At 40.8% G+C, this 25191-nt stretch carries 15 protein-coding genes and 1 pseudogene; 7 read left to right on the top strand and 9 right to left on the bottom strand.

Annotated features, from left to right (window positions below; translation table 11 throughout):
* Positions 1-99: 99 nt before the first annotated feature.
* From ACFG4S_RS05820 to ACFG4S_RS05845, 6 genes and pseudogenes are all read right to left on the bottom strand, one after another.
* Complete coding sequence (locus ACFG4S_RS05820; RefSeq protein WP_392536158.1) at positions 100-921, bottom strand: hypothetical protein; 822 nt, start codon at positions 919-921, stop codon at positions 100-102.
* 76 nt (positions 922-997) lie between these two features.
* Positions 998-1183, bottom strand: a complete 186-nt coding sequence (locus ACFG4S_RS05825; protein WP_392533893.1) for a hypothetical protein — start codon at positions 1181-1183, stop codon at positions 998-1000.
* Between the two features lie 87 nt (positions 1184-1270).
* Positions 1271-5116: an AMP-binding protein gene (locus ACFG4S_RS05830; RefSeq protein ID WP_392533894.1), complete on the bottom strand. Its 3846-nt coding sequence runs from the start codon at positions 5114-5116 to the stop codon at positions 1271-1273.
* A 177-nt stretch (positions 5117-5293) separates the two neighbouring features.
* Positions 5294-5479, bottom strand: a complete 186-nt coding sequence (locus tag ACFG4S_RS05835; RefSeq protein WP_392533895.1) for a hypothetical protein — start codon at positions 5477-5479, stop codon at positions 5294-5296.
* Positions 5480-5597: 118 nt separating this feature from the next.
* Positions 5598-6605 (bottom strand): hypothetical protein, encoded by a 1008-nt coding sequence (locus ACFG4S_RS05840; protein WP_392533896.1) that lies wholly within the window; start codon positions 6603-6605, stop codon positions 5598-5600.
* A 131-nt stretch (positions 6606-6736) separates the two neighbouring features.
* Positions 6737-7087: pseudogene (locus ACFG4S_RS05845) on the bottom strand (transposase); the annotation flags it as partial.
* Between the two features lie 57 nt (positions 7088-7144).
* Between ACFG4S_RS05845 and ACFG4S_RS05850 the strand changes: the two are divergent.
* The 4 genes from ACFG4S_RS05850 to ACFG4S_RS05865 all read left to right on the top strand — a co-directional run bounded on the left by ACFG4S_RS05850 (position 7145) and on the right by ACFG4S_RS05865 (position 10247).
* On the top strand, positions 7145-7603 hold the full coding sequence (locus ACFG4S_RS05850) for a MarR family winged helix-turn-helix transcriptional regulator (RefSeq protein WP_392533897.1): 459 nt from the start codon (positions 7145-7147) through the stop codon (positions 7601-7603).
* Between the two features lie 133 nt (positions 7604-7736).
* A complete protein-coding gene (locus ACFG4S_RS05855; RefSeq protein ID WP_392533898.1) occupies positions 7737-8207 on the top strand; it encodes a methyltransferase family protein in 471 nt (156 codons plus the stop codon).
* Between the two features lie 141 nt (positions 8208-8348).
* Positions 8349-8771, top strand: coding sequence for an ester cyclase (locus ACFG4S_RS05860; protein ID WP_392533899.1), 423 nt, complete (start codon positions 8349-8351; stop codon positions 8769-8771).
* Positions 8772-8903: 132 nt separating this feature from the next.
* Entirely contained in the window at positions 8904-10247 is a 1344-nt protein-coding gene (locus tag ACFG4S_RS05865; RefSeq protein ID WP_392533900.1) for an SCP2 sterol-binding domain-containing protein, read from the top strand.
* A 306-nt stretch (positions 10248-10553) separates the two neighbouring features.
* Here the strand turns inward: ACFG4S_RS05865 and ppsA are convergent, their stop codons facing one another.
* Complete coding sequence (gene ppsA / locus ACFG4S_RS05870; RefSeq protein ID WP_392533901.1) at positions 10554-13166, bottom strand: phosphoenolpyruvate synthase; 2613 nt, start codon at positions 13164-13166, stop codon at positions 10554-10556.
* A 377-nt stretch (positions 13167-13543) separates the two neighbouring features.
* Positions 13544-19411 (bottom strand): AAA family ATPase, encoded by a 5868-nt coding sequence (locus tag ACFG4S_RS05875; protein ID WP_392533902.1) that lies wholly within the window; start codon positions 19409-19411, stop codon positions 13544-13546.
* Between the two features lie 217 nt (positions 19412-19628).
* On the opposite strand from ACFG4S_RS05875, the gene ACFG4S_RS05880 reads away from it, so the two are divergent.
* Entirely contained in the window at positions 19629-19751 is a 123-nt protein-coding gene (locus tag ACFG4S_RS05880; protein ID WP_392533903.1) for a hypothetical protein, read from the top strand.
* Between the two features lie 380 nt (positions 19752-20131).
* On the opposite strand, the gene ACFG4S_RS05885 is transcribed toward ACFG4S_RS05880, so the two are convergent.
* Positions 20132-21901, bottom strand: a complete 1770-nt coding sequence (locus ACFG4S_RS05885) for a protein kinase (RefSeq protein WP_392533904.1) — start codon at positions 21899-21901, stop codon at positions 20132-20134.
* A gap of 819 nt (positions 21902-22720) precedes the next feature.
* Between ACFG4S_RS05885 and ACFG4S_RS05890 the strand changes: the two genes are divergently transcribed.
* Together ACFG4S_RS05890 and ntrB are read left to right on the top strand one after the other, a co-directional pair.
* The gene (locus tag ACFG4S_RS05890) at positions 22721-24103 is read left to right on the top strand and encodes a CmpA/NrtA family ABC transporter substrate-binding protein (RefSeq protein ID WP_392533905.1); all 1383 of its coding nucleotides are present in this window, start codon (positions 22721-22723) and stop codon (positions 24101-24103) included.
* A gap of 33 nt (positions 24104-24136) precedes the next feature.
* Positions 24137-24976 carry a nitrate ABC transporter permease gene (gene ntrB / locus ACFG4S_RS05895; protein ID WP_392533906.1) on the top strand — a complete coding sequence of 280 codons (840 nt, stop codon included), beginning with the start codon at positions 24137-24139 and terminating at the stop codon, positions 24974-24976.
* The last annotated feature ends 215 nt before the right edge of the window (positions 24977-25191 follow it).

The raw sequence follows: 25191 nt of genomic DNA on the forward strand, positions 1-25191 counted from the left end.
TAGATTTTTTTAAAACCTAGAGTATTGAAAATTTTATAAAAATTTTTTCTAGCAATTTCAATATGTAATACAAGCAGGGTAATCTCGTCTAATTATAATTTAGTATAAAAATAGCTTGACAAATTTAACAAGATAAGATGTTTTTCCGAAAAAGATGTACTTGACATTAGAGCAAAATAAGTGAGATGACTTGCATACTGTTGTCGAAAAATTCCAGGAATTAAGGTTTATGTCTGAGGGCTTTGAAACTAGGGTTTTCCAGTAAACTGCTAAATTAAACCGACTAAAAGCTTTTTTCTGAGTAAACTTAAAATTGGGATAAAACTGACGAACATCTGGGTAAATCTCAATGCTATTTAAAGGCTGGAATTTTTGTCTTTTTTCTTGAAAAGTAGTATTCTTTTTTTGACGAAATACAAAACTCTGGTTCTGCTTGTGTAGCCAATGCGCCAGTTCTACGCTTATGAAATTCTCTATCCCCAATCGCAATCCCCCACTACGGAAACTTAGCCAGCACCTTTTTAACCACGATCTGCAAAGCCGGGTCATCATTCCAGCACTCCTCCAAGAAATCAAACCCCGGATTCTGCCTTGAATTGGCCGTAACTTTGAGTTTCTGCATACGCTCCGGTCGAGATTCGACCTCGCAATAATCGCCTGATGCGACCATTTTTCAGGATTTGGCACGGGCGCGGCGGAACCAGTGCCTTCTCTACGAGACGCTGCGCGAACATCACAGTTTTTCACTTCAACACCAGAGACTTGGTTTTCTCCTAACAACAAAGCTGAATTTCCCTGTTCTACTTGACATTGTGTTTGATTAGCGATCGCAGATGGTGTCGGCTCACTCCCCAGAATTATTGCAGCAGCTTTGAGTGCTTGGGTATTGTTCATAGCGCTGGCTAAGTTTTTCAAAGCCATGCCCATCCAATACTTTTCGGGTTTTGGGGGAAAGGAAAAAGGGAAAGGGTTTGAATTTCCCTTTCCCCATTACCCTTTAACCTTTCCCCAGACCAAAAGAGACATTATTGGGTTTAACCGAAAAGTATTGCATGCCCATCAAGCGTAAGCATTCCTGGGCATTTTCTTTGGGTGGTTCAACAGCTTGCGATCGCAGGTCAATTGTCTTTTCTAACGCCTGTTTCACCTGCTTGTTCAAAGCTTTGGTCGCTTGCTGGGTCATGGTATTCCCCCACTGTTTCGAGGGACGTTCTTGTACGGCGTGTAGCCAGGGTTCCGTGGCGCTACCGAGTGTAACGCCCGCGATCGCCTAATTCATGCTTTGATCTAACGCCATTTCTTCTTTTGAAGTCTCTGATCTGCCGATCTCGCTGGCTATGTGATGCGCTAAAGCTTCAGTTGTGGGAAAGTCCCAGACAATATTAGCTTCGAGCTTTATAGCATTAGAGAGCCACTCTTCCAAGTCATTTGATAATTCTGCTCCCATTACGGAATCTATACCATATTCAGCAAAGGATTGACTAAAATCCTCTAATTTGGTGCCGAGCTGGAATCTTTTGACCAACCAATTTTCTATCCAGTTCTGAATAGTCTCTACTGTATGGGGAAGACTCTGTTGAAATTCAGCAGAGTTAGCTTCTATAGACTTTGTCGTTTCAATTAGGGTGAAGTTTTCTATCTGGTTGTTAGATGTTTGACCATAAATAATTGTGGAACTGTCTTGCCGCAGCAGTTCATCTAGTTCACGGTCTTCGCCTGGAAGGGTTTGTTGAATATCGCCAATCGCTTCTGTATAATTCGATATCATCTCACTAATATCATCTGCACCGGACAGGCCAGATTCACTGAGGATATCATGCAGAGATGTTTTGAGCTTCTGTTCAAATTGGAGTTGCGTCCACTCAACAGCACGGCGCAGATATTGCGATTGCGATCGCTTAAACGCCTGTTGAGTTGCAGCCCACAGAACAGCAAAGGAGGCGAGTTCGCCGATTAGCAGATACCCCCAACGGATTGAAGAGATTTGGTCTGGGAAGGAGGACTTGGCTTGGTTGTAACGTCGGTGGATTTGTTCAGCAGCAACTCTTAAGCTGTGAGAAACCGTTGGTGCAGCTAGCTCGTTGCTGAGAAATTTGTGTATTTCTGCACTATTGTTGATCGTACAGGAGCCAATGAACATCTGTAGGGTTTCCGTGGGACCTTCAAAAATGCGAATCACTCTAGCATCGCGGAGGAGCTGAGGTGCTATATTCGTCTCTATATAACCCCGACCGCCCAGTAGCTGCACGAGACTATCAGCAGCCTTCCAGAAAAATTCCGGGCCAGTTGTCTTGCAAACGGCATAAATCTCTGCTGGAATCAAATTCCCATCGTCAAGTAAACTGGCAATCCTGTCAACGAGGGTTTCTACAGCTGTGATAGCCACTGTGAGTTCATTCAATCGAATCAGAGTAACTGGATTATCTAGTAACCGACCAGTTGATACGGAACGGCGTTCGGCATAGCGAAGCATTAACTGGGCACAGCGTTTCATCCCACCTACACTTAGAGCCGCTAGACCTAATCGAGCATGCATCATGGCATCTTGAGCGACTTTCATCCCTTCTCCCTCATTGCCCAACAAATGCTCCGAATCAACTACTACGTTATCTAAATATACCGTATTCTGAACCATTCCCCGCATCCCCATCGTCAGGGCTTCGGGTCCAGAGCGCAAACCTGGCGTTCCTTGACGGACAACAAAACCACTGATTCCTCTAAAATTGCCGTTACTATCAACGTCTTTAACAAAAACATTAATCACACCTGCCCATGCTGCTGAACCGCTCCATATCTTAGTGCCTTGTAAGAGCCAATCACCATTGGCATTTGGTATTGCTTTGCCTGAGATGGCTTGAGGATTTGACCCAGCTTTTGGTTCTGTAAGAGCAAAAGCAGCCAGTTCACGCCCTGTCGCTAAGATGGGAAGCAGTTCATCCCGGATTGAATTTGAGGCATAGTTGAGTATGGGACGAATCCCCAAGAAGTTGTTAAGCAGAACCAACAAAGCTACTGTTTGGTCGATCGCTCCGAGTTGTTCTATAACCCTCATGGTATCGTAGTTGCCAAGACCGATCCCCCCGTATTCAGGTGATACCTGCATACCCAGAATTCCTCGGTTTCCCAAATCGAGCACAATATGAGGTGGGATACATCGACGCTCATCAATAACTTGGGAGTTGATTCGCTTGTTGGCATAATCGCGTAGCCACTCGATCAAATCGTCAGCACGTTTTTTGCTGGTATTTCGTGCGACTTCTGTATTGATAGTTTTGATGTCATGGTCTGATTTTTGGTGAGTTTCAACTGGTTCTGGTAAAGATTTTGTTTTAGCCTCAGCCGGCTCTGAAGTTTGATTTAACGAATTCTCGCTCCAAGAAGATACTACCTTCAAGCTTTTTCCTAAAAAGGCGCTTCGGCAAGCAGAGCGCTGAATTTTGCCACTGGAGGTTTTGGGAACGCTGCCAGTGTCAAGCAGGACTATTGCATAAATCTGCAATTGATGTTCTTGCGAAACAGCTTTACGAATAGATCGAACTACCATCTCCACATCTAACTTCCGCCGCCAAGTGCGCTCTACCTCCTGAACGATCACCAGTTGCTCTTCGCCCTTAACTTCTACCGTAAAAGCTGCTCCAAAACTAGGTCGCAGTGCTGGGTGGCTCTGTGAGACTGTCCACTCAATATCTTGGGGATAATAGTTTTGACCCCGAACAATAATCACATCTTTCAATCGCCCGGTGATGAACAACTCATGATCTTTCAAGAATCCCAGATCCCCCGTTCTCAGAAATGGTCCTTCAAAGGTGTCTTTTAAATAAGCATCAAAGGTTTGCTTAGTTTGTTCGGTTCGCTGCCAGTATCCTTGGGCGACGGTAGAGCCAGAAACCCAAATTTCTCCAACTTCTTGTGGCGCACATTGGGTTAATAATTTGGGATGAACAATAACTACTTTGGTATCAATCCCCGGCTGTCCACATCCGACAAGGGTCTGTAATTTCTCCTCACCTTTGCCCTCTATTACCTGATTTTTTGCCAGTGCCTCTGCCTGAACTGTGTAGAAAGTCGGTAACTTTTTGTTTTGCACTCCAGTTACTACTAAGGTTGCTTCAGCTAAACCGTAGCCTGGACAAAATGTTGCGAGGTCAAAACCACAAGATTCAAAAGTTTGGGCAAATTGTTTGAGGGTGTCTGCTCTGACTGGCTCGGCACCATTTAAAGTCATGTGCCAGCTACTTAGATCGAGACTAGCACGTTCTTCGGGTGTGATCTTGAGGACGCAAAGATCATAGGCGAAATTAGGAGCGCCACTGTGAGTAGCTTTGTAGCGCGAAATCGCCTGAAGCCATCGGATCGGTTTTTGCATAAAGGATGCGGGAGCCATCATGTAACAAGGAAACCCCTGATACAAGGGTTGGATAACTCCATAGATCAGTCCCATATCATGAAAGACAGGAAGCCACGTTACCATGACACTTTCTGAGCTAGACTCCCATACTTGGTGGATATACTGGGAATTTTGCAGCAAGTTGCCATGACTTACCATTACACCCTTCGGCGTTCCCGTAGAACCGGAAGTGTATTGCAGAAAAGCTAGAGTCTCTCTATCTACTTGCACTTGTTGCCAGTCTGATACCTTATTGCTGACAATGCTATCGGTAGCCAGCAATTGCATATCGTCAAACTCTGATTCTTCTCCAAATTGACTTTGGATCTGGGTGAGATTAGAGCTAACGGTTAGTGCTATTTTTGTTTGAGCATCTGATATAATCGCTCGCAATCTAGATAGACTTTGATTGCGCTTCGGTGGATAAACGGGAACAGCCATAACTCCAGCATACAGACATCCAAAGAAGGCAACAATGAATTCTAAACCTGGTGGATACAAGAGCAGAGCGCGATCGCCAGGAGATTTTAGAGACAGAAGATGGGTAGCGATCGCCTGTGCTTGGAGGTCTAATTCTCGATAAGTCAAACTGACTTCTTCAGTTTCTCCATCTCGCAAAAAAGCATAAGCCTTTTGCTCAGGCTGATTTTTTGCTCTATAGCTCAGTAATTCTACTAAGGTAGAATATTTTTCTTTAGGTTTTTGGAAATTATCCAAAGTAATAGTCATAAGTCAATATCTTCCTTGTAGTTTAGTTCTAGTAGTTCGCCAAGTGAACTTTGCGGGGTAAAGGGTAAGGGGGAAAGGGTTTAAATCTCTTACCCTTTTCCCTTTCCCCTTTCCCCAGTCCTCACTTAGCATTTTTGGGTTGGTAGACTACTAGTAGTGACATCAAACTTTTGTCAGTCAACCAGTGCCAAACGCTTCTTCCGTTTCAAAAGAACATCGAACCCCATTGCTAACACTGATACCAAAGATGATGGGCGGTTCCAGAACCGATTGAGCTTGAACTTGCAGTGTTTGGGTTGTTGATATACTGCCAATTGGAGTCGTTAGCATCAACAAGAGAATAGGAATGCTTACATAATTCATCCCTACCTCGAATTTGGAAAGTAATTTACCCAATCAAAAATTGTAATTGTGATGAATACACACATTAGAAGTGACTTTAAGCGAATCAGTCTAGAAAAATGAATGTCTATTAAATTAACTAGGAATTAGTATATGTTTGATAAGTATACTTAACACCTAATTCTTTTGCCCAACTATTAACGATTTTAACATTATCCCAATTTACATCTAATAATGTATGTAAATCCAGATTTTTAAAACCTTTATTGATAGCTATAGCCAATTCACAAAAGCATGGCCAAATTGTATCTACGTCCATGTCTACCTGTACATTAAAAGTTTGAACCCAATTTAAATCATCTACCTTTGTAGAAATACCATATAAGTATTCTCCTCTAAATTCAACAGTATTTTTAAAGTCTAAGGCATTTGGAATAGATACATCTATAATAAGAGAATCATCTGAAAATTTCGATAAAATTTTATTATTTGGAATGCTTGTTCTATTATGAGTTGCTAGTAAACCTACTTGAATCTCATTTACCCGATCTGCGATTTCTTCAAAATTGTCATAATAGCTAAACCTATCAGTGTTTGATATATATTTTTTAAATAAATTCTTACATCTTACATTATCCAAAGTTTTTACATAAACTTTCCAATTGGAGTTTTCCAAGATCCATTTGACTACCATATAGCCTATGTAGCCCGTAGCACCAGTTGCTAAAAAATTCATTTTATCTGCTAGATAAATATCTTTTTTGCTTAAGGCATCTGTTATTACTTCTATAGTAGATGCTACAGTTAGATTATCACCGATTGATAAGTGGCATTTTCCGAATGAGTCGGCTAATTTCACTCCAATTCTTTTCATAGAACCACCGAAACATACTGGGATATTACCAAGATTCTGTGCGATCTTACTAGCTGTTCTAATTCCTTCTAAGCCTTTTTTATATTGATTACTATCTGTTATGTCTGGAGTGCTTTCTGTGAGTATAATTGGTATGCTAATATCAAAAACTTCTATTGTTTCCCAGTAGCGTAATCCTGTCCCAATTTCTCTACCTTCGTCCATCATTGTTTTAAACATTAGATCATTCGCTGCATTAGCAACAAAAATACCATCACCTTGAATACACTTCATAATTTTATTTTTCTAAGATAATAAAATTCATACTTGATTACTTTATATGACAAAGGTTAAGAATATATATGTTTTTATTTAAGAATCAGTAAAAGCTCAGAGTAAAAGCATCTAAACTCAGATAAAATTCAGCGTGTGCTTACAGTAATCAATACTCCTAACTTCAATAACTTAGTACGAATAGTCCCAACAGTAACATTTTGTAATTCTGTTTTAGCTAAACATCTTTGCTGCAACGCATTCAGCAAAATGTATACAAGAGAAGAAAACCACAAATGCAATTGATTTCCGGCAAATGTATGGGTACTAGTTCTGTCACTAAAAAGTTATAATTGTTGTTCCTTAAAGCGATTTTCCATATCCCCACGCTTACAGTATTTTTGTCTGTAGAGTTGAGCAGGAGGTGCTTTTTTTGTAGTCAGAGAAGTAACAATAAAACGAATATTATTTCCCTTCGTTCCATACTCAACCTTACTGCCCACATCATAAATTTCATGCAGCCACTTGACATAAAAAATAAGTGCATATACACTTAAATTATGGATAAACACACTAACTCAATCAACACCGATCTTCTAGATCAAGTGGCTTGGGCGTGCGCCTGTTTCAATATCCGAAAGGCTTCTCGTGTTATGACACAACACTTTGATGAAGTACTCAAGCCGAGCGGATTGCTAGTGACTCAGTTCACCATTCTTGCTGCTGTAGCGATCGCCAAATCAGCCACGGTCAACGACTTAGCGGAGATGCTAGTGATGGATCGCACGACCTTAACCAGGAATCTTAAGCCCCTTGAACGCGAAGGATGGTTAAAATCTGAACCTGGACAAGACCAGCGAACTCGTATCATTGCCTTGACCGAAGCCGGAGAAGCTGTCTTAGCGAAAGCTTTACCATTGTGGAAACAAGCTCAAAGCATGGTTGAGGAAGTGCTTGGACAGCAACGATGGAACACTTTGCTGGCACATTTAGTGGAAGCAACAGCACTCTTGCGTTAAGTCTAAAATTTTTCTCCAAAAAGTGTATATGCACTTAATTTCTCTATGTTGGCAGTTGATGATAAGTATTCAAAAAAATCATCTTTCCTCTCACAGCATTAATTAGCAAAATCATTACAAAAGGTAGCTCATCATGGAACAGGGCATGTCGGATAATCCTGGAGTAATTGCTTTTCCACCAGCACTCTATGCTGGAACATTATTAATCGGATTAGTACTTAGTTTCGTGTTTCCAATCGACTTTTTATCGCGATCGGTAGCACTAGTTTTGGGAGTATTAGCAATTATTTGCGCGGGTTTGATAGGAACTTCAGCTTTTCGGACGATGAATCGCGCACAGACAGAGGTTAACCCTTCACGTCCGACAACAGCGATCGTTTCGGACGGAGTTTTTAGGTTAAGTCGCAACCCAATTTATTTGTCTCTGACTCTGCTTTACATCGGCATCGCGTTGCTATTTAGTGCGATCTGGGCATTGCTACTATTATTGCCCCTTTTAGTGATTGTGCAAATCGGGGTTGTTCAGCGCGAAGAAAGTTACTTGGAGCGTAAATTTGGCGATGAATACTTACGGTACAAGGCACGAGTGCGTCGGTGGGTATAAAAGGTTAAAGGGGAAAGGGGAAAGGGGAAAGGGATGATGATTGTCGCGCCACTTGCGGGCGAGGTTTTTACCTTTCCCGCTTCCCCTTCTTATAAAGTACCTATTAAAACCAATTGAAAATTACTCTATGGAGAAAAGCTGATGAGCGACATCAATAAAAACAAGCAGATTATCCAGAACTTTATTCAAGTAGTTTGGAACGGTCGAAACCTTGCTGCTTTGAAAGACTTTTGGACAGAAGATTGTATCAATCACGCAATGCCAGGGTCAGAAAATCGAGGACTTGACGCGCTTAGGGTCTATCACGATTCGTTCTTTGATGATTTTTTCTCTGCTTTCCCCGACATCCAGATTGAAATTATGCAGCAGGTTGCGGAAGGGAATCGGGTTGTTACATATATCGTAAGTAAAGGCAGACACAGTGGCGCATTCTACGGCATTCCACCAACAGGCAAAACCATCTCAACATCAGCGATCAGAATTGATCGTGTTCAAGATGGCAAGATCGCCGAGCATTGGTCTGTTTCCGATGCGGCAGGTCTGATGCAGCAACTTCAATCTTGAACTGTAGTAATGCGGCTTTTTGGACAACAAAAATGTCAAACACTGCAATTGCTACTGCTTGATATAAAAACTATGAGTTAGCCAAAATCCAAAATCTATACAGATTTATAGTTATCAACGCTAGAGGCTTCTATGGCTAAATTTGATAATCATCCTACCGTGAGATGGTGGCGTGAGCAGTCTACAAACAACCCAAAAACAAGCACAGTCGCTTTGAATTCTGATTCACTCCGATCGCTTTGTTTGGATGCAGGTGCTGATGATGTAGGATTTGTGGAAATTTATCGACCCGCGATCGCCGACCAACATGCCGAAATTTTGGCAGTATTTCCACCCACCAAAACATTGATTAGCTTTGTCTGTTGTATGAATCGGGAAAACATTCGCACTCCAGCGCGATCGATCGCTAATCTGGAATTTCATGCCAATTACGACCATGCAGATGAAGTAGCTCGAAACCTCGTCAAAGCATTGACGCAGATTGGTGTCCGAGCCTTGAATCCGTCAGTGGCATTCCCAATGGAAATGGATCGTTATCCAGACAAAAAAGCCTGGGTTATATCTCATAAACCTGTGGCTGTTGAAGCAGGATTAGGACACATAGGAATTCATCGAAATGTGATTCATCCTAAGTTTGGTAATTTCATTGCCCTCGGTACAGTTTTAATCGATACAGAAGTAACTGAGTACGCCCACCCAATCGATTACAATCCCTGCATTGAGTGCAAATTGTGTGTTGCGGCTTGTCCTGTAGGCGCGATCGGGGCTGACGGTAGCTTTAGCTTTTCAGCTTGTTACACTCATAATTACCGCGAGTTCATGGGCGGATTCACAGATTGGACAGAGACGATCGCTGACAGCAAAAGTGCTAGTGATTATCGCCAAAAAGTCAGTGCTTCTGAATCAGCCTCAATGTGGCAAAGCTTGTCTTTCAAGCCGAACTACAAAGCAGCTTACTGTATTGCGGCATGTCCGGCGGGAGAGGATGTAATTGCCCCATTCTTGAGCGATCGCAAAGCATTTATTAAAGATGTGGTCAAGCCATTGCAGGACAAAACCGAAACCATCTATGTAGTGCCGGGATCGGATGCCGAAAACTATGTTGCCAAACATTTCCCGAATAAAACGGTGAAGCTTGTGAGCAGTGGCATTCGTCCTCAATCGATTCAAGGATTTCTGTTTGGGCTACCACTGTTGTTTCAACGCAACCAGTCACAGGGATTGAATGCAGTTTATCACTTTACCTTTACTGGTGCTGAGTCTCGTCGTGCAACGGTGACGATTCAAAATAAAATGGTACGAGTTCAAGAAGGACATCTTGGGAAAGCAGATATTTCTGTCACCGCAGATAGCAAAACTTGGCTGGGTTTTCTTGGCAAGGAACAAAACCTAATTTGGGCACTGCTGCGGTGTAAAATTCGGGTTAGTGGTTCTCTTAAGCTACTTCAGGCATTTGGTAAATGTTTTCCTGCCTGAAATATTCAGTTAAATGTCTTGGTTCGGTACCACTTGGGAGTAATAAAATCCCAATAAGATATTGCGATCGGGTTGCAAATAGATCGGAAATACCATATCGGTTACCCAAGGTTTTGACAAACAAATAGCTGCTACCATTGGCGATCATGCCATACAGTGGTTGTTAGGGGTTGGGATGAATTGCGATGTAAGCTAATGTCTGGGGAGTTGCTAATTCTAAATCAAAGATCGTCTTTTTTGACTCAATTGAACCCTCGTAAATTGGCAAAGGTATTGATTTAAAATCCAATGAAAGTAATTTTCGCTTTAATATAGAATTTCTACATACCCTTGTGTTCCATTCACCCGGATTCTCTGTCCGTCTTCGATCAGTTTGGTAGCATTCTGCACTCCGACAACTGCTGGTAAGCCATATTCACGTGCGATAACTGCTCCATGTGTCATCAGTCCACCAACTTCGGTGACTAGGCCTTTTATTGATACAAACAATGGTGTCCAGCTAGGGTCAGTAAAGGAGGTGACTAATATATCTCCATCTTCTAGATCGGCATCTTCCATGTTTAAGATGACACGTGCTCGTCCCTCTATAACTCCGGAGGAAACAGCCAGACCTACAATAGCTTCGGCAGGGAGATTTTCTCGTTTGTACCGACCTGTAATGATTTCGCCATCAGATGTGATAACACGTGGCGGAGTTAGTTTTTCAAATAATTTGTACTCGTCTTTTCGTTCGCTGATAATTTGATAATCAAGTTTATTTGTGTGTACGACTTCGCGAAGTTCTTCAAAAGTGAGATAGTATATATCTTCTTTTTCATGAATAACGTTGGCTTCTACGAGTTGTTCGGCTTCTTTGAGTAAAGCTTTCTTATAAACGAAGTAGCGATTAACTATGCCGTATTTTGGATATTCACGATAACCGATGAAATTTCGGATTAGGCCGATCATTCGTTTTGTTTCTTCGGCCTTTTGTTCACCATCCGGTAATTGCTTCAATCGCTCTAATAACTCTTGTTCTTTCTTTAAAGCTGACCGTTGCCCTTGCTCAAATTTACGCTCGCTTTCACCAGGCTCAAAATTTTTGATGTTACTGAGAATCATCGGAACAAGTGTGGTTGGGTTTTCGCTCCAACGAGTTCTCGTAAGATCGATTTCTCCAACACATCGCATTCCGTATTTGTGAAGAAAAGTAGCGATCGCGTTCTGGGCTTCCTGTCCACCCTCAAGCTTCACCAATTCACCTAGAAAGTTATCCTCTTTTACCTGTTGCAAATACTCAATGACTTCCGGGTAAGGACGAATCGCATCCGCAACATCCAATAGTGCCAGACCCATTTCCGACGTAATATTGTTGGGTGCTGATTGAGAAAGTGTATCCGCTGCGTTTTTTTCGCCTAACCACTCGTTCATTTTCTCATTGATCCAGGAAGAAGCATTCATAGCAGTCATAAACACACCAAAGCTCTGTGAATCAGCGTTGGTCTTCTTTAATTGCTGGATATCTTCCAGGATAAAATCAAACAGATCCGATCCTGATTTTGTTTGGATGGTTTGTTTTAACGCGTCGATCGAGGTTTGACTCTGTTGAATCAAATCAGCAACAATCGCCGGATCGTAGTCGTTTAGGGTTTGAAAATCCGCAAGCGATCGACCTTTACCGCTTTTGCCGGAACTCCGATCGTCGGGTAACGATTTTATAAAATCTCCCCGCTCTAGGATGGTTGTAAGTGCGTCTTTCATGAGCGGATCGGATTTCCCCAATGTGACGTTTAATACCGTTTCTCTACTGATAGGTGAAGCTAGCGTTGCTGTCACATCAACAAACAACCTGCCACCAGCCGTATACATGGGTGCATGGGTCATTAACAGGAAAAAAGACAATCCCAATGGTTTCATGGCATCGGTCATCATTTGGTTGTGACCGACAGAAACAAAGACGTGATTTTCCCGATCGCTCGCTTCAGGGATCGGGTATAAAGTAGCGATCGGCCGACTCTGGACAATATAAAATGTATCATCAACCAAACACCATTCGATGTCCTGGGGGCTACCGAAATGTTCTTCGATCTTTCTGCCTATGCGCTCAAGCTGTAAAATCTGCTCATCCGTCAGTGCTTGCCTGTTCTGTCTTCCAGGCTCAATCTCCTGTTCTTTCGTACCACCATCTTTTAAGGCGTAAATAGCTAGTTTCTTGGTGGATATCTTCTTATCGATAACCTTGCCGTTACCCACTTTATAGATATCAGTATTCACAATGCCTCTGACCATAGCCTCACCAAGTCCGAAGCTGGCATCAATGGATAACACCTTTCTATTACAAGTGACTGGATCGGCAGTAAACAAAATTCCTGCCACCTGCGGAAAGACCATCTTCTGAACAACCACAGACATGTGGACTTTACGGTGGTCGAAGCCGTTTTGAATGCGGTAAATTACTGCTCTCTCCGTAAATAGCGATGCCCAGCACTTGCTGATATGCTGATAGATTGCCTCCTTTCCAATAACGTTCAAATACGTATCCTGCTGGCCTGCAAAGGAGGCCGTTGGTAAATCCTCTGCGGTTGCGCTGGATCGTACTGCATAGGCATTTTTTTCATCAAACCTGGAGAGGAAGCTGGCGATCTCTTCATTAATGTCTTGAGGAATGGTTATCCCTTCAATGAAAGAGCGAATCTCACCGCTAAGTTCACCGATTTTATCCCGGTCTTCCACCAATAGATGCGATAACCGATCGAGTAATTCGTTAATTGATGACGTTTCCCCAATGATTCTTTTAAAGGCTTCAGTAGAAACACAGAAGCCATCCGGTACGCAGATTCCTTCAATCTTGGTAAGTTCCCCCAGGTTCGCGCCTTTACCCCCAACAAGCTTGAGTTTTGTTTTATCAATATCTTGAAAACAAAGCACAAATGAACTCATCAGTTTCCCCCCTTTGGCAATTCATACTTTGGTAATGAACCTTCTCCTAAAAAAACAGAATGGTTTCTTTCATCCATAGTGGGCGATCGCTCATGAACAACTTATGTCACTTTTTGGGAAAATGTAATATGGGTATAATCCTAAAAGTTTGGAATAGAGACTCTAATTTCAAAGTAAAATTTTCACTAGTTTTTGGAGTTGCTAGGGAAGCCCAGAATAAAGGTAATATCTGAAGATGATGAAATCCCTAAGAAGTTATTACGACGATGCTGAGTTTGGACAGATTATAAAGGAAGATAGCCACTGGACTTTAGCACAATGCGCTGTTTTGGGCGATCGCCGTGTACGCATTTGTCGCAAAGAGAAGCAAGAAATGCTTAACCCAAGCGTATTGGAATATAAATTAGAAATTCTGTTCCTTTTCCTAAAACAGAATTAACTTCAATTCTACCCCCATGTATTTCTTCCACAATTTGCTGTGCGATCGCTAGTCCTAGTCCTGTGCCTTTTCCCACTCCTTTCGTAGTAAATAAATGGTCAAATATACGTGCTTTCACATCTTCGTTTATTCCTGTGCCATTATCAGCAATTGATATTTTTAAGGTATGATTTTCAATGATAGCTCTCACTATAATTTTATGGGGATTTAGCTTAAAATGCTCAAAGCTCCGACCTATACTTGACTCATCTAAAGCATCAATAGCATTAGCTAAAATATTCATAAATACCTGATTTAATTGTCCAGGAAAACACTCGATTGGCTGTAAATTATCGTATTCAGTGACAACTATAATTTCTGGACGTTTCTCATTGGCTTTGAGGCGATGTTTGAGAATTAAAATTGTACTATCAATACCTTCATCGATGTTAAATGGCACTTTATAATCTTTATCGCCCCGCGAGAAAGTTCTTAAGCTGGTGCTGATATTTTTTAATCGCTCAGAAGCCATAACCATTGCCTCAATCATGTTTGGCATGTCTTCTAAGTTATAGTCTAAGTCAATTTTTTCAGCATGGTCGAGAATTTCTACTTCCGGATTCGGTAGAGCTTTTTGATATAATTTTAGGTGTTCAGTGATATCAGCCAAGATAGGTTTAGCTTGATGGAGGCTAGTCGAAATAAAGCCGAGGGGATTGTTCATTTCGTGAGCTACTCCAGCAACTAAGTTACCTAGTGCAGACATTTTTTCATGTTGTATCATTTGCAGTTGGGCTTGTTGCAGTTTTTGCAGAGCATTTTCCAGTTCTTGAGATTTTTGCTTAATAGCAGCTTCACCAAGTTTGCGTTCATGAAGTGCAGCTTGCTGTTCGCTAATATCAATTAGAATTCCATCCCATACCATTTCACCATCCTCGCCGCGTTCTGGCTGAGAAGCAGCTTTTACCCATTTGATATTCCCATTAGGTGTAACAATGCGCCACTCATGCTGAAATGGGGTAAGATTTTGTGCTGACTCAACAACTGCCCGAAAGGCCTCTGTTCCATCTTCGGGATGTTCAAAATCACGCAGACTACATTTCCCTGACAGGAAATCTTCTGCTGGGACTTCGTAAAGAGTTTGACACCCAGAACTGACGTAGGGTACTGAAGCTGAACCATCGGCTTTAATTCGGATCTGATAAATCATGCCAGGAATATTATCTGCTAGTTTCTGAAAGCGGGCTTCACTAAGCCGTAATTTTTCTAGAGATTGTTCTAACTGCTGAGTATAAATTTGTGCATCTTGATAAAGACGGGCATTTTCTAGAGAAATGGCTGCTTGGGTACAAAGAAAGTTGAGAATGAGGATGCGATCGCTTGTAAACACACTACTAGTAGAACGATTCTTTAAATACAAAATCCCAATTAAGCGTCCTTGATTGAGAATTGGCAAGCACAACAGACTTTTTGGTTGTCGTTGACTTAAATACTCATCAATTACAGGTAAATTGGTTTTGAGTTCGTCAATCATCACAATTTCTTCAGTGTTTTTGACGTACTGGATCAACTTAGTTGGTAAGTTGGGGTTGCCCTCTAAAGGTTCGGCACAAAGTTCTGTGTTTTCAGGTGTAGCAATGGCTCTTACCAACCATTTTCCTTGAGTATTAGGTAGGATTAAGGCACAACGTTCGCCCCCAGAATGTTGCAGAATAATCTGTGTTAATCTGTGTAGTAGTTCGTCCAGTTGAATCGTGCCGGAAATGGCTTGGGAGGCTTTGAGGATAGCAGCAAAATCAAAGCTACTAATATCAGTGCTAGAAGAACGACCCAAATGAGTGGAATTATGAACCGAGAGCGGGCGACTAACGCTGCTCGATATTGTTTCCAGCATATGCAGTGATTGTACTCTCTGCTCGAGAATAACACGTAGTAAATCGGGATAGCGGTTTTGCAAATCCTCGGTTTTGGCTTTTGCGCCCCAACGAGCGTAACAGTAGTATGCCTCCTGCATATAGGCTACTGCCACCTTCTGTTTGCCCCAACTTAGATAAAATTTAGCGGCCAGTTCATTGCTGAGTGCTTCATCTTGCACATAACCATGTGTTTTAGCTTGGGCAATAGCTAAATCGTAATGTTCCATCGCCTCAGTAAATTGACCAAGCACTCGATAGCGTTCTGCTGCCACAAGTGAACAACGATGTAGATGATTGAATGGGGCATGAATAGCCCAAGTTTGGAGTTTTTCTTGATGAGCATTGATTCGCTCTAAAATAGCTGATTGTTCATCAGCGTTAGCATCGGTGTAGCGTGCTAGATGAATTAAAGCATCATAAAAAACTCGGACAACTACGACGAAATAGCCAGTTACAGCATTACTATACTGTTCTGCTAAGGCTGCTTGTTGTGAGGCTGCTTCGTATTCACCGAACCAATAACACAGAACAGCTTGATTGAAATGAAGATAGAATAACCCGGTGCGATTGCTGGCAGCTTGTAAGCTGGGCAAAATTTCGGCGGTATTGAAGACTTTGCCCTGCAAACAATAGGGAACTTCAGCTTGTCCTAATAAATTGAGAATTGCTTGCAGGTAACACTCTAGATATTTTATCGTTGCTTGTTGTTTGACCTGGCTGATGACTTGTCGATAAGTTTCCATTTCCTCTGCCAAATCATTTAATTCTCGACCACTCCAATAGCTACAGTGACTATATGACACTAGGTTCAACGCCACGCATACCAAATCTCCGGTTTCTAAGCCGCTGTGATAACCCTCTAGCAAACATGGAATACTGTGATTTAATGGTTCTTTCCAGTGCCGAATAAAGCTGTTGACAACAAAATAAGCTCTGCTTTTAAAAGCGTTAATCTGGTTTTGTTCTAGTAACTTTAATGAAAGTTGCCCAAATTCATACCCAGCATCAATATCTCCAATCAAACCACAAAGAGTCATGCCGTAGTCTGCATAGGAAGAGATAGTAAAAGATGAATTGCCAAACTGGATAGCCATCTCCACTTGCTTAGATGTGAGTAGTGGTAACAGTGTCGGTTTACCAATGAATGCAGAGGAGACTAGTGTAGTCATTATTTGCATGGCTGCCAGTTGATGCGGATCGCTCATTGCAGGCAAATCCAGTAAACTTAGGGGTGCGCGCCCCATCCATAGTTGCCTTGTCTGTTGAGTTGCTGCGCTAATATCTGCCATAGTTGGCTGTTCGGGAAATTCCACACCGAGTAATTTCAACACTTGCAATCCAGTCTCAATTACTTTGGCAAATTGACCTTGAGACCGGAATGCCGTCATTCGGGTTTCATAGACTTTGATAGTATCAAGCAAACAACTGGCAGATTGCAACACAACGTCACCCCATTCTGCCAGCTTGTCAAAGTCTCTATTGAGGCAGGCAGCTTCTAAACGCTCGTTATGCAGATTCAGGGTTAATCTGTAATGTTCTTTCCAGGCATCAAAGGGCAGTAAGTCAATACCTTGGGTACAATATTTGACAGCAGCATTATAGGCGATCGCTACTTTGGCTTTGCGCCCCGCTAGCAAATTCAGTTGTGCTAACTCCAGTTTTTTGTCAAGCTGAGTTATCAAATCAATGCCTATATTGAAATGATTGACAATTTCAAAGATATATGTATCTAGTTGAGTTGCAGGCGTGTTAGCGTGTAATAATTGACCGATCGCTAAATGAGTAGCTTGTTTCTGGTCTTCGGGAATTAAACAATAAGCAGCTTGTTGGACGCGATCGTGCAGAAAGCGATAAGCAACTTTTTCGATATTGTTAGTATTAGCTTCTTGCTCATGGCTGAGATAAAACTTATAAACTTGACTTTGCGGTAAAATCAATCCTTCCTGTAAAGCCTTCCACAAAGTATCTGCCACTTTCTGTGGCGACTGTTGTGAAACAATTGCCAAAGTAGTTAAATCAAAAGAATTACCAATACAAGCAGCTAACTTCAGGATATTTTGCGTTTGCTGGGGCAATTTTTGTAACTGAGTAGCCATAAATTCCACCACATCATCAGTCACAGATAGCGCATTGACTTGAGCAAAATCGCATTCCCAGTAACCTTGCTCGTGATTAAATTTAATTTGTTTATCTTCGTATAAAGCTTTGAGAAACTGCGTGACAAAAAAGGGATTGCCTTTAGTTTTACGATTGATTAATTCTGTTAGGGGACGTGATATCTGTGTCGTACAATGTAAAGTATCAGAAACTAACTGATTGGTATCACTCAAGGAAAGCGGGGCAAGAGTAATAGTATTAATAGTCTTACCAGTTTTCTTGAGTTCCTCTATCTTCAACATAAATGGATGTACGGCTGACACTTCATTATCTCGATAAGCACCTAACAAAAGGAGATATTTTTGATTCTCCGTCAGCAGTTTAATTAACTGTAGAGAAGCCAAATCTGCCCACTGTAAATCATCCAGAAACATCACCAATGGATGTTCCCTTGTGGTGAAGACAGCAATAAACTTTTGAAAGAGTAAATTAAACCGATTTTGTACCGCCGTTCCTGATAGTTCTGGTGCAGGCGGTTGTTTACCAATTACCTGTTCTAATTCTGGAATTACTTCAATTAAAACTTGCCCATTGTCTCCAAGAACTTGAAGAATTTGATTGCGCCATTGTACCAATTTTGCGTCTGATTCTGACAACAATTGCGCCATTAAGTCGCGTAAAGCTTGCACAAAGGCGGATAAGGGAATATTGCGATTGAATTGGTCAAACTTACCTTTGATGAAATAACCCTGCTGACGGGTAATTGGTTTGTGGACTTCATTCACGACAGCAGTTTTCCCAATCCCCGAAAATCCTGCTACTAGCATGATTTCTGATGTGCCGTGAGTCACACGCTCAAATGCTTGTAATAAGCTAGCTACTTCTGCTTCTCTGCCATATAACTTTTCCGGGATGAGGAAGCGATCGCAGACATCCCACTGACCGATTTCAAAATCTCTAATTTCTCCTGTATCTTGGATTTGGGCTAAACAAAGTTCTAAATCATGCTTTAATCCCAAGGCACTTTGATATCTATCTTCGGCGTTTTTCGCCATTAACTTCATGACAATATTACATAAGACTTTTGGTATTTCTTTACTTCTGCCTTCTAACTGCGATGGTATTTTTGCCAGATGACAATGCACCAATTCCATCGGGTCGTCACAATTAAATGGTAACTTTCCTGTGAATATTTCATACAATGTTACACCTAAAGAATAATAATCGCTGCGGTAGTCGATGCCACGGTTCATTCTGCCTGTTTGTTCTGGGGAGATATAGGCAACAGTTCCTTCTAAAACATTTGGATTTTTAATTTCTTCGGTTTCTTTAGGTAGTAATGAAGCAATACTAAAGTCAATGAGTTGAATTTGTTTTGTTTGGGGATGAATCAGAATATTTGCTGGTTTAATATCTTTATGAATAATGCGACTTTCGTGTAAATCGTGGATAATGCGGACTAATTGAATAGCAATATTTAAAACTTCTACTAAGGATAAACTTGAGTTTTTAATATATTCTCTCAAAGAAATTTCTCCGATATCTGCCATCACCAAAATATAGCTATTGCCATAGGTTTCTAGCGATAAGGGATGAATAATTCCAGCAATGTTGAGATTTTTACTGATTGTATACTGATGACGAAATTGTAGTAATTCGTTAAAATTGGGATACTCTAAGGCTAAAAGTTTAATAACGACTAGAAGTTGGTCTGATTGGCGGATAGCTCGATACACGTTGGTTCTAGAGCCAGCATGCAGTTGAGAGTTAATTTGATATCCTGGAATGATGGGGATAGAGTTCATAGTCGCCATCTATACATCCCTTATGACAGAATTTTGTTTTCCCTGCTAACATTAGTATTCCCATCAACTTGATGTTGTATAACGTTATCAAGAGGAATTAGATGGTTGTTTTAGGGAAAACCAATGCTTTTTAGTCAGAAGCAAATCATAGCCGCAATGAATTAACTCAAATTATTCACGCGAACGTTCCGCGCGTGAAGGGCGTAATCCGAAAACCAATGAGCCAATGACAACAATCTTTGTAGTGGTAGATGATTGGTGTCAAAAGCAAGTAAAAAGGACAACACTCTCTAAACCAGGTGTAAAAGCAAGCATGAGCGCTAGTGAAATCATGACACTGGCACCATAGCAATCCTACGTGAGTTTTATAAAAGATTTCCCGCATTTCTCACAAGCTTGAGGGAAGGAGCAGAGGGGCAGAGAGGAAAGAACTTGGTATTTGAACTCTCCCCTGCTCCCCTGCTCCCCTGCTCCCCTGCTCAAGCAAAGGCTTTGAGAGATGTGGTGAGAAATTCGGGCAAAGCCTCTCTCCGTTTCGGGGAGAGGAATGGAAGTGGGGTTTCAAGAATAAGTCGCACATCGCGTAAGCTAAGAATTTCTTGCGAAAGTCTTGGCATCTATGTAAATCTTTCCCTATTGTTAAGTGGCTCTTCAAATTCTTTACTAATCACCAAAAATTTGATTTTCCCAAAGTCAAACACCTCTGCGCTCCATTAAAAATTGCCATAACTAGCGGATATTAACCTCTTGTAGATAATTTACTCCTTGAAGATATTGAATCCTATTATCTGAGTTTTTCGGGATAAATGAATTTGTTATTTTTGTAGAAGCTACCTTTTGATGTTCAGCCAGCAAGCGTTGCTTTCGACTATACTCATTCAATTTTACTTGAGCTTCAGCGTAAACTAGAGTATCTTTAGGAATATTTCGGAGTAACTTTACAGCGCGATCAAAATCACCAATAGATGCTTGATTATAAGCTTTATTGAAAAAGTAAGCTGCTCTGATTTGCCGCTTGCGATCGTATTCAGCTAACTTTTCTTGAACAATAGCACCAGCAGAACTTTCTTGAGGAATTTGACGCAAATATTGTAATGCTGTAGAGAAATCTTTGATATTGGCACTTTCATAAGCTTTTCCTAATAAATCTTCGGTTTGTGCCTCGATGTTAATGTATGCTTGTTTAACTAATCTATCAGTTTTAGATTGCCAATATAAAATATCTGGAACTTGATGAGCCGCAGCAAGAGTATCTGACCATCTGCTCTCATGAAAAGCAGTTATAGCTATTTGATATTGCTGTGCAGCGATTTGCCATTCCTGTTGCCATTCTTCAATTTTGGCTTGAGCTTCGGGATAAACATTGCTGTGGGAAGGAATAGATTTAACTAGGGCGATCGCTTCTTGTAGATCGCCTGTTTGATATTCTTTTGTTGCTTGATATAAAGTTTCTGTTTCTGAGTGTGCAGGTGAAGTATTAATTAAAGAATATACACCAAATCCCATCAATAAAGAATTAGCCGCCAGTCCTATTTTCACTCCTGTAAATAACGGGGATAATTTTCCAGAAGCGGAATTCTGACAATTATCATTTTTAACCTTTGTCTCTAAATACAATGGCTCGTCTGGGGCTGAAATTTCTGATGTTTCAGTTTCCCATATCATTTGTTTGAGAATCCGCAGGACTTCAGTCGCTGACTGAAAACGGTCTTGGTAATTGTAGCGGATCATTTGGCTGAGGACAGCAGCTAAATAATCATTAACTGGAGTGTTTAAAGAACGCCAAGCAATCTCATTATTATAAGGATCAGTCTTTAATTGTAGTGGCTCTAATCCTGTTAAAGCCTGGATAGCAATCATCCCTAAAGCATAAATATCACTGTTGGGCTGTGTTTCACCAATAAATTGCTCTGGCGGTATGTATCCCAATGAAGTGACGGGAATTCTATAAATCGGCAATTCTGCACCTATGCCAAAATCAATAGATTGGATTGAGCCAAAATCAATTAAAACTAACTTGCCATCAGCAGCACGTCTAATTAAGTTCTCTGGTTTAATATCGCAGTGGATAACGCCTTGAGAATGAACAAATTCCAGAATATCTAAAACATCTACTAAAAAGTCTACAACTTCTCTTTCATTCCAAAGACACCCCCACTCATGATTAATGGGTAATTCCGCAGTCAGCCCATGTCCTTCAATATACTCTTGAACTAAATAAAATCGCTTGTTTTCTTCAAAACAGGCAATAAATTCAGGAATTTGCTGATGACTTCCTAGAAGCTTGAGGGTTTCAGTTTCAGTTAGAAACAATAACCTCAGCCTATCCAAATAGCCAGATTCAAAACTATTAACTTTGATTTGTTTAACAACGCATTTGGGATTCTCTGGGTAATCTGCGTCTAAAGCAATGTATGTTTGTCCAAACACCCCTGCACCAAGGCTTTGAACAATTTGGTAACGTCCTTGTAATAATTTACCGATTATGTGGTTGATCATGGCCTGGTTACTCAGTGAGTCATTGTATTTATTTTTTCTGACATTACCTCCTAATTTCCGGAAAGCATGAGAAATAATCGGGAGCATCCCAAATGTGCAAAAACCTTGATAGCCCTCATCCCCTAACCCCTTCTCCCAAAGATGGGAGAAGGGGAACTAGAATTATGTCTCCCCTCTCCCAAAGATGCTATGCATTACCCACATCTTTCTTTACAATCTTGAAACCCTGATTTTATAACCACCTTAGAAACTAAGGGGTCAAATTAAATATAAAACCTCACTCTGCCTCCGGCTTCCCTCTCCTTAGTAAGGAGAGTGATTGAGGGTGAGGTTTGATCTTATATTTAATTACGTCTACCTACTTATATCTGATAGTTACCATTGGATAAAATCTATATATTTTTTGATTGTGGTAATTAATTAAGTCAAAAAAGACCTAACCATAATTTAAATATAATAGCCATGATAAATATTACTCTATTGAGTAGAGAAGTTAGGCAGAATTTAGGCAAATATATAAGTTTTTACTTATATATGTAATCTAATATTTATTTAATAATTCCCGTTCCAAGTTGATAACTTACACAAAAAAACCTGTAAACTAATTTCAATTAGCTGAGTGACACACCATTGTCACACCAAGTTCATAACTTAAACCATATTTCCAGGTATATAAACAAGCCTTTTTTTGCCGAAAAATGGCTAGTTTTCAATGCCTAGATATAGATCGATAATTTCAGCTAAAGAGCGAGAAAACACGTTATTTTCTTGCCTAAATTTTCATGATTAAAAAATAAAAATTTGAGTTAAGGAGATGTTATGAGAGAATTTTTTAATCAATTTTCTCGCCGTAAATTTATTGTCACAGCCGCAACATCAGCAAGCGCTATATTCCTGAAAGGCTGTTTAGGAAATCCACCGGAAACTGTTGGGAATGCTGGTACTTCTACAACATCCTCTGTTCAACCAGTAGCTAATATTAGCGCCGAACAAAAACCAGAAACGACAAAAGCCAAACTTGGATATATCCCCATTGTTGAATCTGCACCTTTAATTATTGCTCAAGAAAAAGGCTTTTTTGCTAAGCATGGAATGACAGATGTAGAACTGTCTAAACAAGCTTCTTGGGGTTCTGCACGGGATAACGTCGAAATTGGTTCTGTTGGTGGTGGTATTGATGGCGGTCAATGGCAAATGCCCATGCCACATTTAATTACAGAAGGGTTAATTACCAAAGGGAATAAGCCAATCCCCATGTATGTATTAGCCCAGTTAATTACACATGGTAACGGAATTGCGATCGCCAATAAGCATTTAGGTAAAGGTATCAGCTTAAAACTCGATACTGCTAAACCCTTATTAGCCCAACTGAAATCTTCCACGCCCTTCACCGCTGCCTTTACTTTCCCCCATGTTAACCAAGACTTGTGGATTCGTTATTGGTTATCAGCAAGTGGAATCGACCCCGATGAAGATGTCAAATTGCTGACCGTACCTGCGGCGCAAACCGTCGCCAACATGAAAACCGGCACAATGGATGCTTTCAGCACCGGTGACCCTTGGCCATTTCGCCTGGTTAACGACAAAATTGGCTTCATGGCTGCATTAACCGCCGAAATTTGGAAAAATCACCCTGAAGAATACTTTGCGATGAGAGGTGATTGGGTTGACCAAAATCCCAAAGCCACAAAAGCCCTACTCAAAGGTATTATGGAAGCCCAGCAATGGCTAGATAACTTTGACAACCGCAAAGAAGCAGCCCAAATTCTTGCTGCTAAAAAGTATTTTGGCTTATCTTCACCAGAAATTCTTGCTGACCCATACCAAGGTAAATATGACATGGGTGATGGTCGCAAAATTGATGATAAATCAATGGCTGCTTATTATTGGAAGGACGAAAAAGGTAGTGTTTCTTATCCTTACCAAAGTCATGATTTATGGTTCATCACTGAAAACGTTCGTTGGGGATTTTTGCCCAAAGATTATCTAGACAACGGTGCAGTCAAAGCCAAAGAATTAATCAAAAAAGTTAACCGCGAAGATATTTGGAAAGAAGCTGCTAAAGAATTAGGAGTACCTGTTTCTGAGATTCCTAGCAGTACATCTCGGGGAGTAGAAGAATTTTTTGATGGGATTAAATTCGACCCTGAGAAGCCAGAAGAATATCTCAAGAGTCTGAAAATCAAAAAAGCCACTGTTTAATCATTACTCATTAATAAATTTGAGGAAAAATCCATGACCTTAGCTCAAAAACGTTTTACAAATCCTAAATTTGATCATAGCTTTTTATCAAGTTTGCAAAAGCAATTTCCTAATGTTGTTCCTCCTGCTACTGCATTACTTATCTTCCTAGTTATTTGGCAACTATTTGCTTGGACTCCAGGTGCTACACTACCAGGACCAATCCAAGTTATTCAAGATACTTGGATATTGATTTTATATCCTTTTTATGATAAGGGAGGAACTGACAAAGGTCTTTTTTGGCAAATTTTTGCTAGTTTGCAACGGGTTGCTATTAGCTATACATTAGCGGCAATTGTCGGTATTGCTTTGGGTGTTTTGATTGGTGTAAATAAAACCATGTCTAAGGCTTTAGATCCTCTGTTTCAGTTATTAAGAACTGTACCGCCTTTGGCTTGGGTTCCTATTTCCTTAGCAGCTTTACGCCAAAACGAACCAGCAGCGTTGTTCGTGATTTTTATCACCGCAATTTGGCCGATTTTAATTAACACTGCGGTGGGTGTTACTCAAATTCCTCAAGATTATAACAACGTCGCCAAAGTTCTACAATTAAGCCGCAAAGAATACTTCCTCAATATTCTGATTCCCTCAGCTCTACCCTACATTTTTACTGGTTTAAGAATTGCCATTGGTTTAGCTTGGTTGGCAATTATCGCGGCAGAAATTGTCATGTCCGGTATTGTGGGAATTGGCTTTTTTATCTGGGATGCTTATCAAAATAATAATGTCAGCGAAGTGATTTTGGCTCTAGTTTATATCGGTGTTGTCGGTTTAATTCTAGATAAGCTCATGGCTGGGCTACAAAACTGGATTCTCCCTACTGAACAAAAATAGAGATTAGGGACTAGGGTGTGTTTTCAAAGTATTTGTTTAGACTGGTAACTTTTTAGATCCCCCTAAATCCCCCTTAATAATGGGGGACTTTAAGAGACTCTTCGCCCCTATTTTTAAGGACTTTGGGGATATCTAAAACTTTGAGAATACGCACTATTGGCTTGTAAAAATTATTGCCAGTGAAGCATATCCAAGATTGAATTTTGAATTTTGAC

Source organism: Nostoc sp. C117 (assembly GCF_043099735.1).
In the GTDB taxonomy this organism is placed as follows: domain Bacteria; phylum Cyanobacteriota; class Cyanobacteriia; order Cyanobacteriales; family Nostocaceae; genus Nostoc.

Excerpts from the sequence above, each read along its gene's own strand:
- ACFG4S_RS05820 (WP_392536158.1), bottom strand. The coding sequence starts at position 921 with ATGGCTTTGAAAAACTTAGCCAGCGCTATGAACAATACCCAAGCACTC.
- ACFG4S_RS05825 (WP_392533893.1), bottom strand. The coding sequence starts at position 1,183 with ATGACCCAGCAAGCGACCAAAGCTTTGAACAAGCAGGTGAAACAGGCG.
- ACFG4S_RS05830 (WP_392533894.1), bottom strand. The coding sequence starts at position 5,116 with ATGACTATTACTTTGGATAATTTCCAAAAACCTAAAGAAAAATATTCT.
- ACFG4S_RS05835 (WP_392533895.1), bottom strand. The coding sequence starts at position 5,479 with ATGAATTATGTAAGCATTCCTATTCTCTTGTTGATGCTAACGACTCCA.
- ACFG4S_RS05840 (WP_392533896.1), bottom strand. The coding sequence starts at position 6,605 with ATGAAGTGTATTCAAGGTGATGGTATTTTTGTTGCTAATGCAGCGAAT.
- ACFG4S_RS05850 (WP_392533897.1), top strand. The coding sequence starts at position 7,145 with ATGGATAAACACACTAACTCAATCAACACCGATCTTCTAGATCAAGTG.
- ACFG4S_RS05855 (WP_392533898.1), top strand. The coding sequence starts at position 7,737 with ATGGAACAGGGCATGTCGGATAATCCTGGAGTAATTGCTTTTCCACCA.
- ACFG4S_RS05860 (WP_392533899.1), top strand. The coding sequence starts at position 8,349 with ATGAGCGACATCAATAAAAACAAGCAGATTATCCAGAACTTTATTCAA.
- ACFG4S_RS05865 (WP_392533900.1), top strand. The coding sequence starts at position 8,904 with ATGGCTAAATTTGATAATCATCCTACCGTGAGATGGTGGCGTGAGCAG.
- ppsA (WP_392533901.1), bottom strand. The coding sequence starts at position 13,166 with ATGAGTTCATTTGTGCTTTGTTTTCAAGATATTGATAAAACAAAACTC.
- ACFG4S_RS05875 (WP_392533902.1), bottom strand. The coding sequence starts at position 19,411 with ATGGCGACTATGAACTCTATCCCCATCATTCCAGGATATCAAATTAAC.
- ACFG4S_RS05880 (WP_392533903.1), top strand. The coding sequence starts at position 19,629 with ATGACAACAATCTTTGTAGTGGTAGATGATTGGTGTCAAAAGCAAGTA.
- ACFG4S_RS05885 (WP_392533904.1), bottom strand. The coding sequence starts at position 21,901 with ATGATCAACCACATAATCGGTAAATTATTACAAGGACGTTACCAAATT.
- ACFG4S_RS05890 (WP_392533905.1), top strand. The coding sequence starts at position 22,721 with ATGAGAGAATTTTTTAATCAATTTTCTCGCCGTAAATTTATTGTCACA.
- ntrB (WP_392533906.1), top strand. The coding sequence starts at position 24,137 with ATGACCTTAGCTCAAAAACGTTTTACAAATCCTAAATTTGATCATAGC.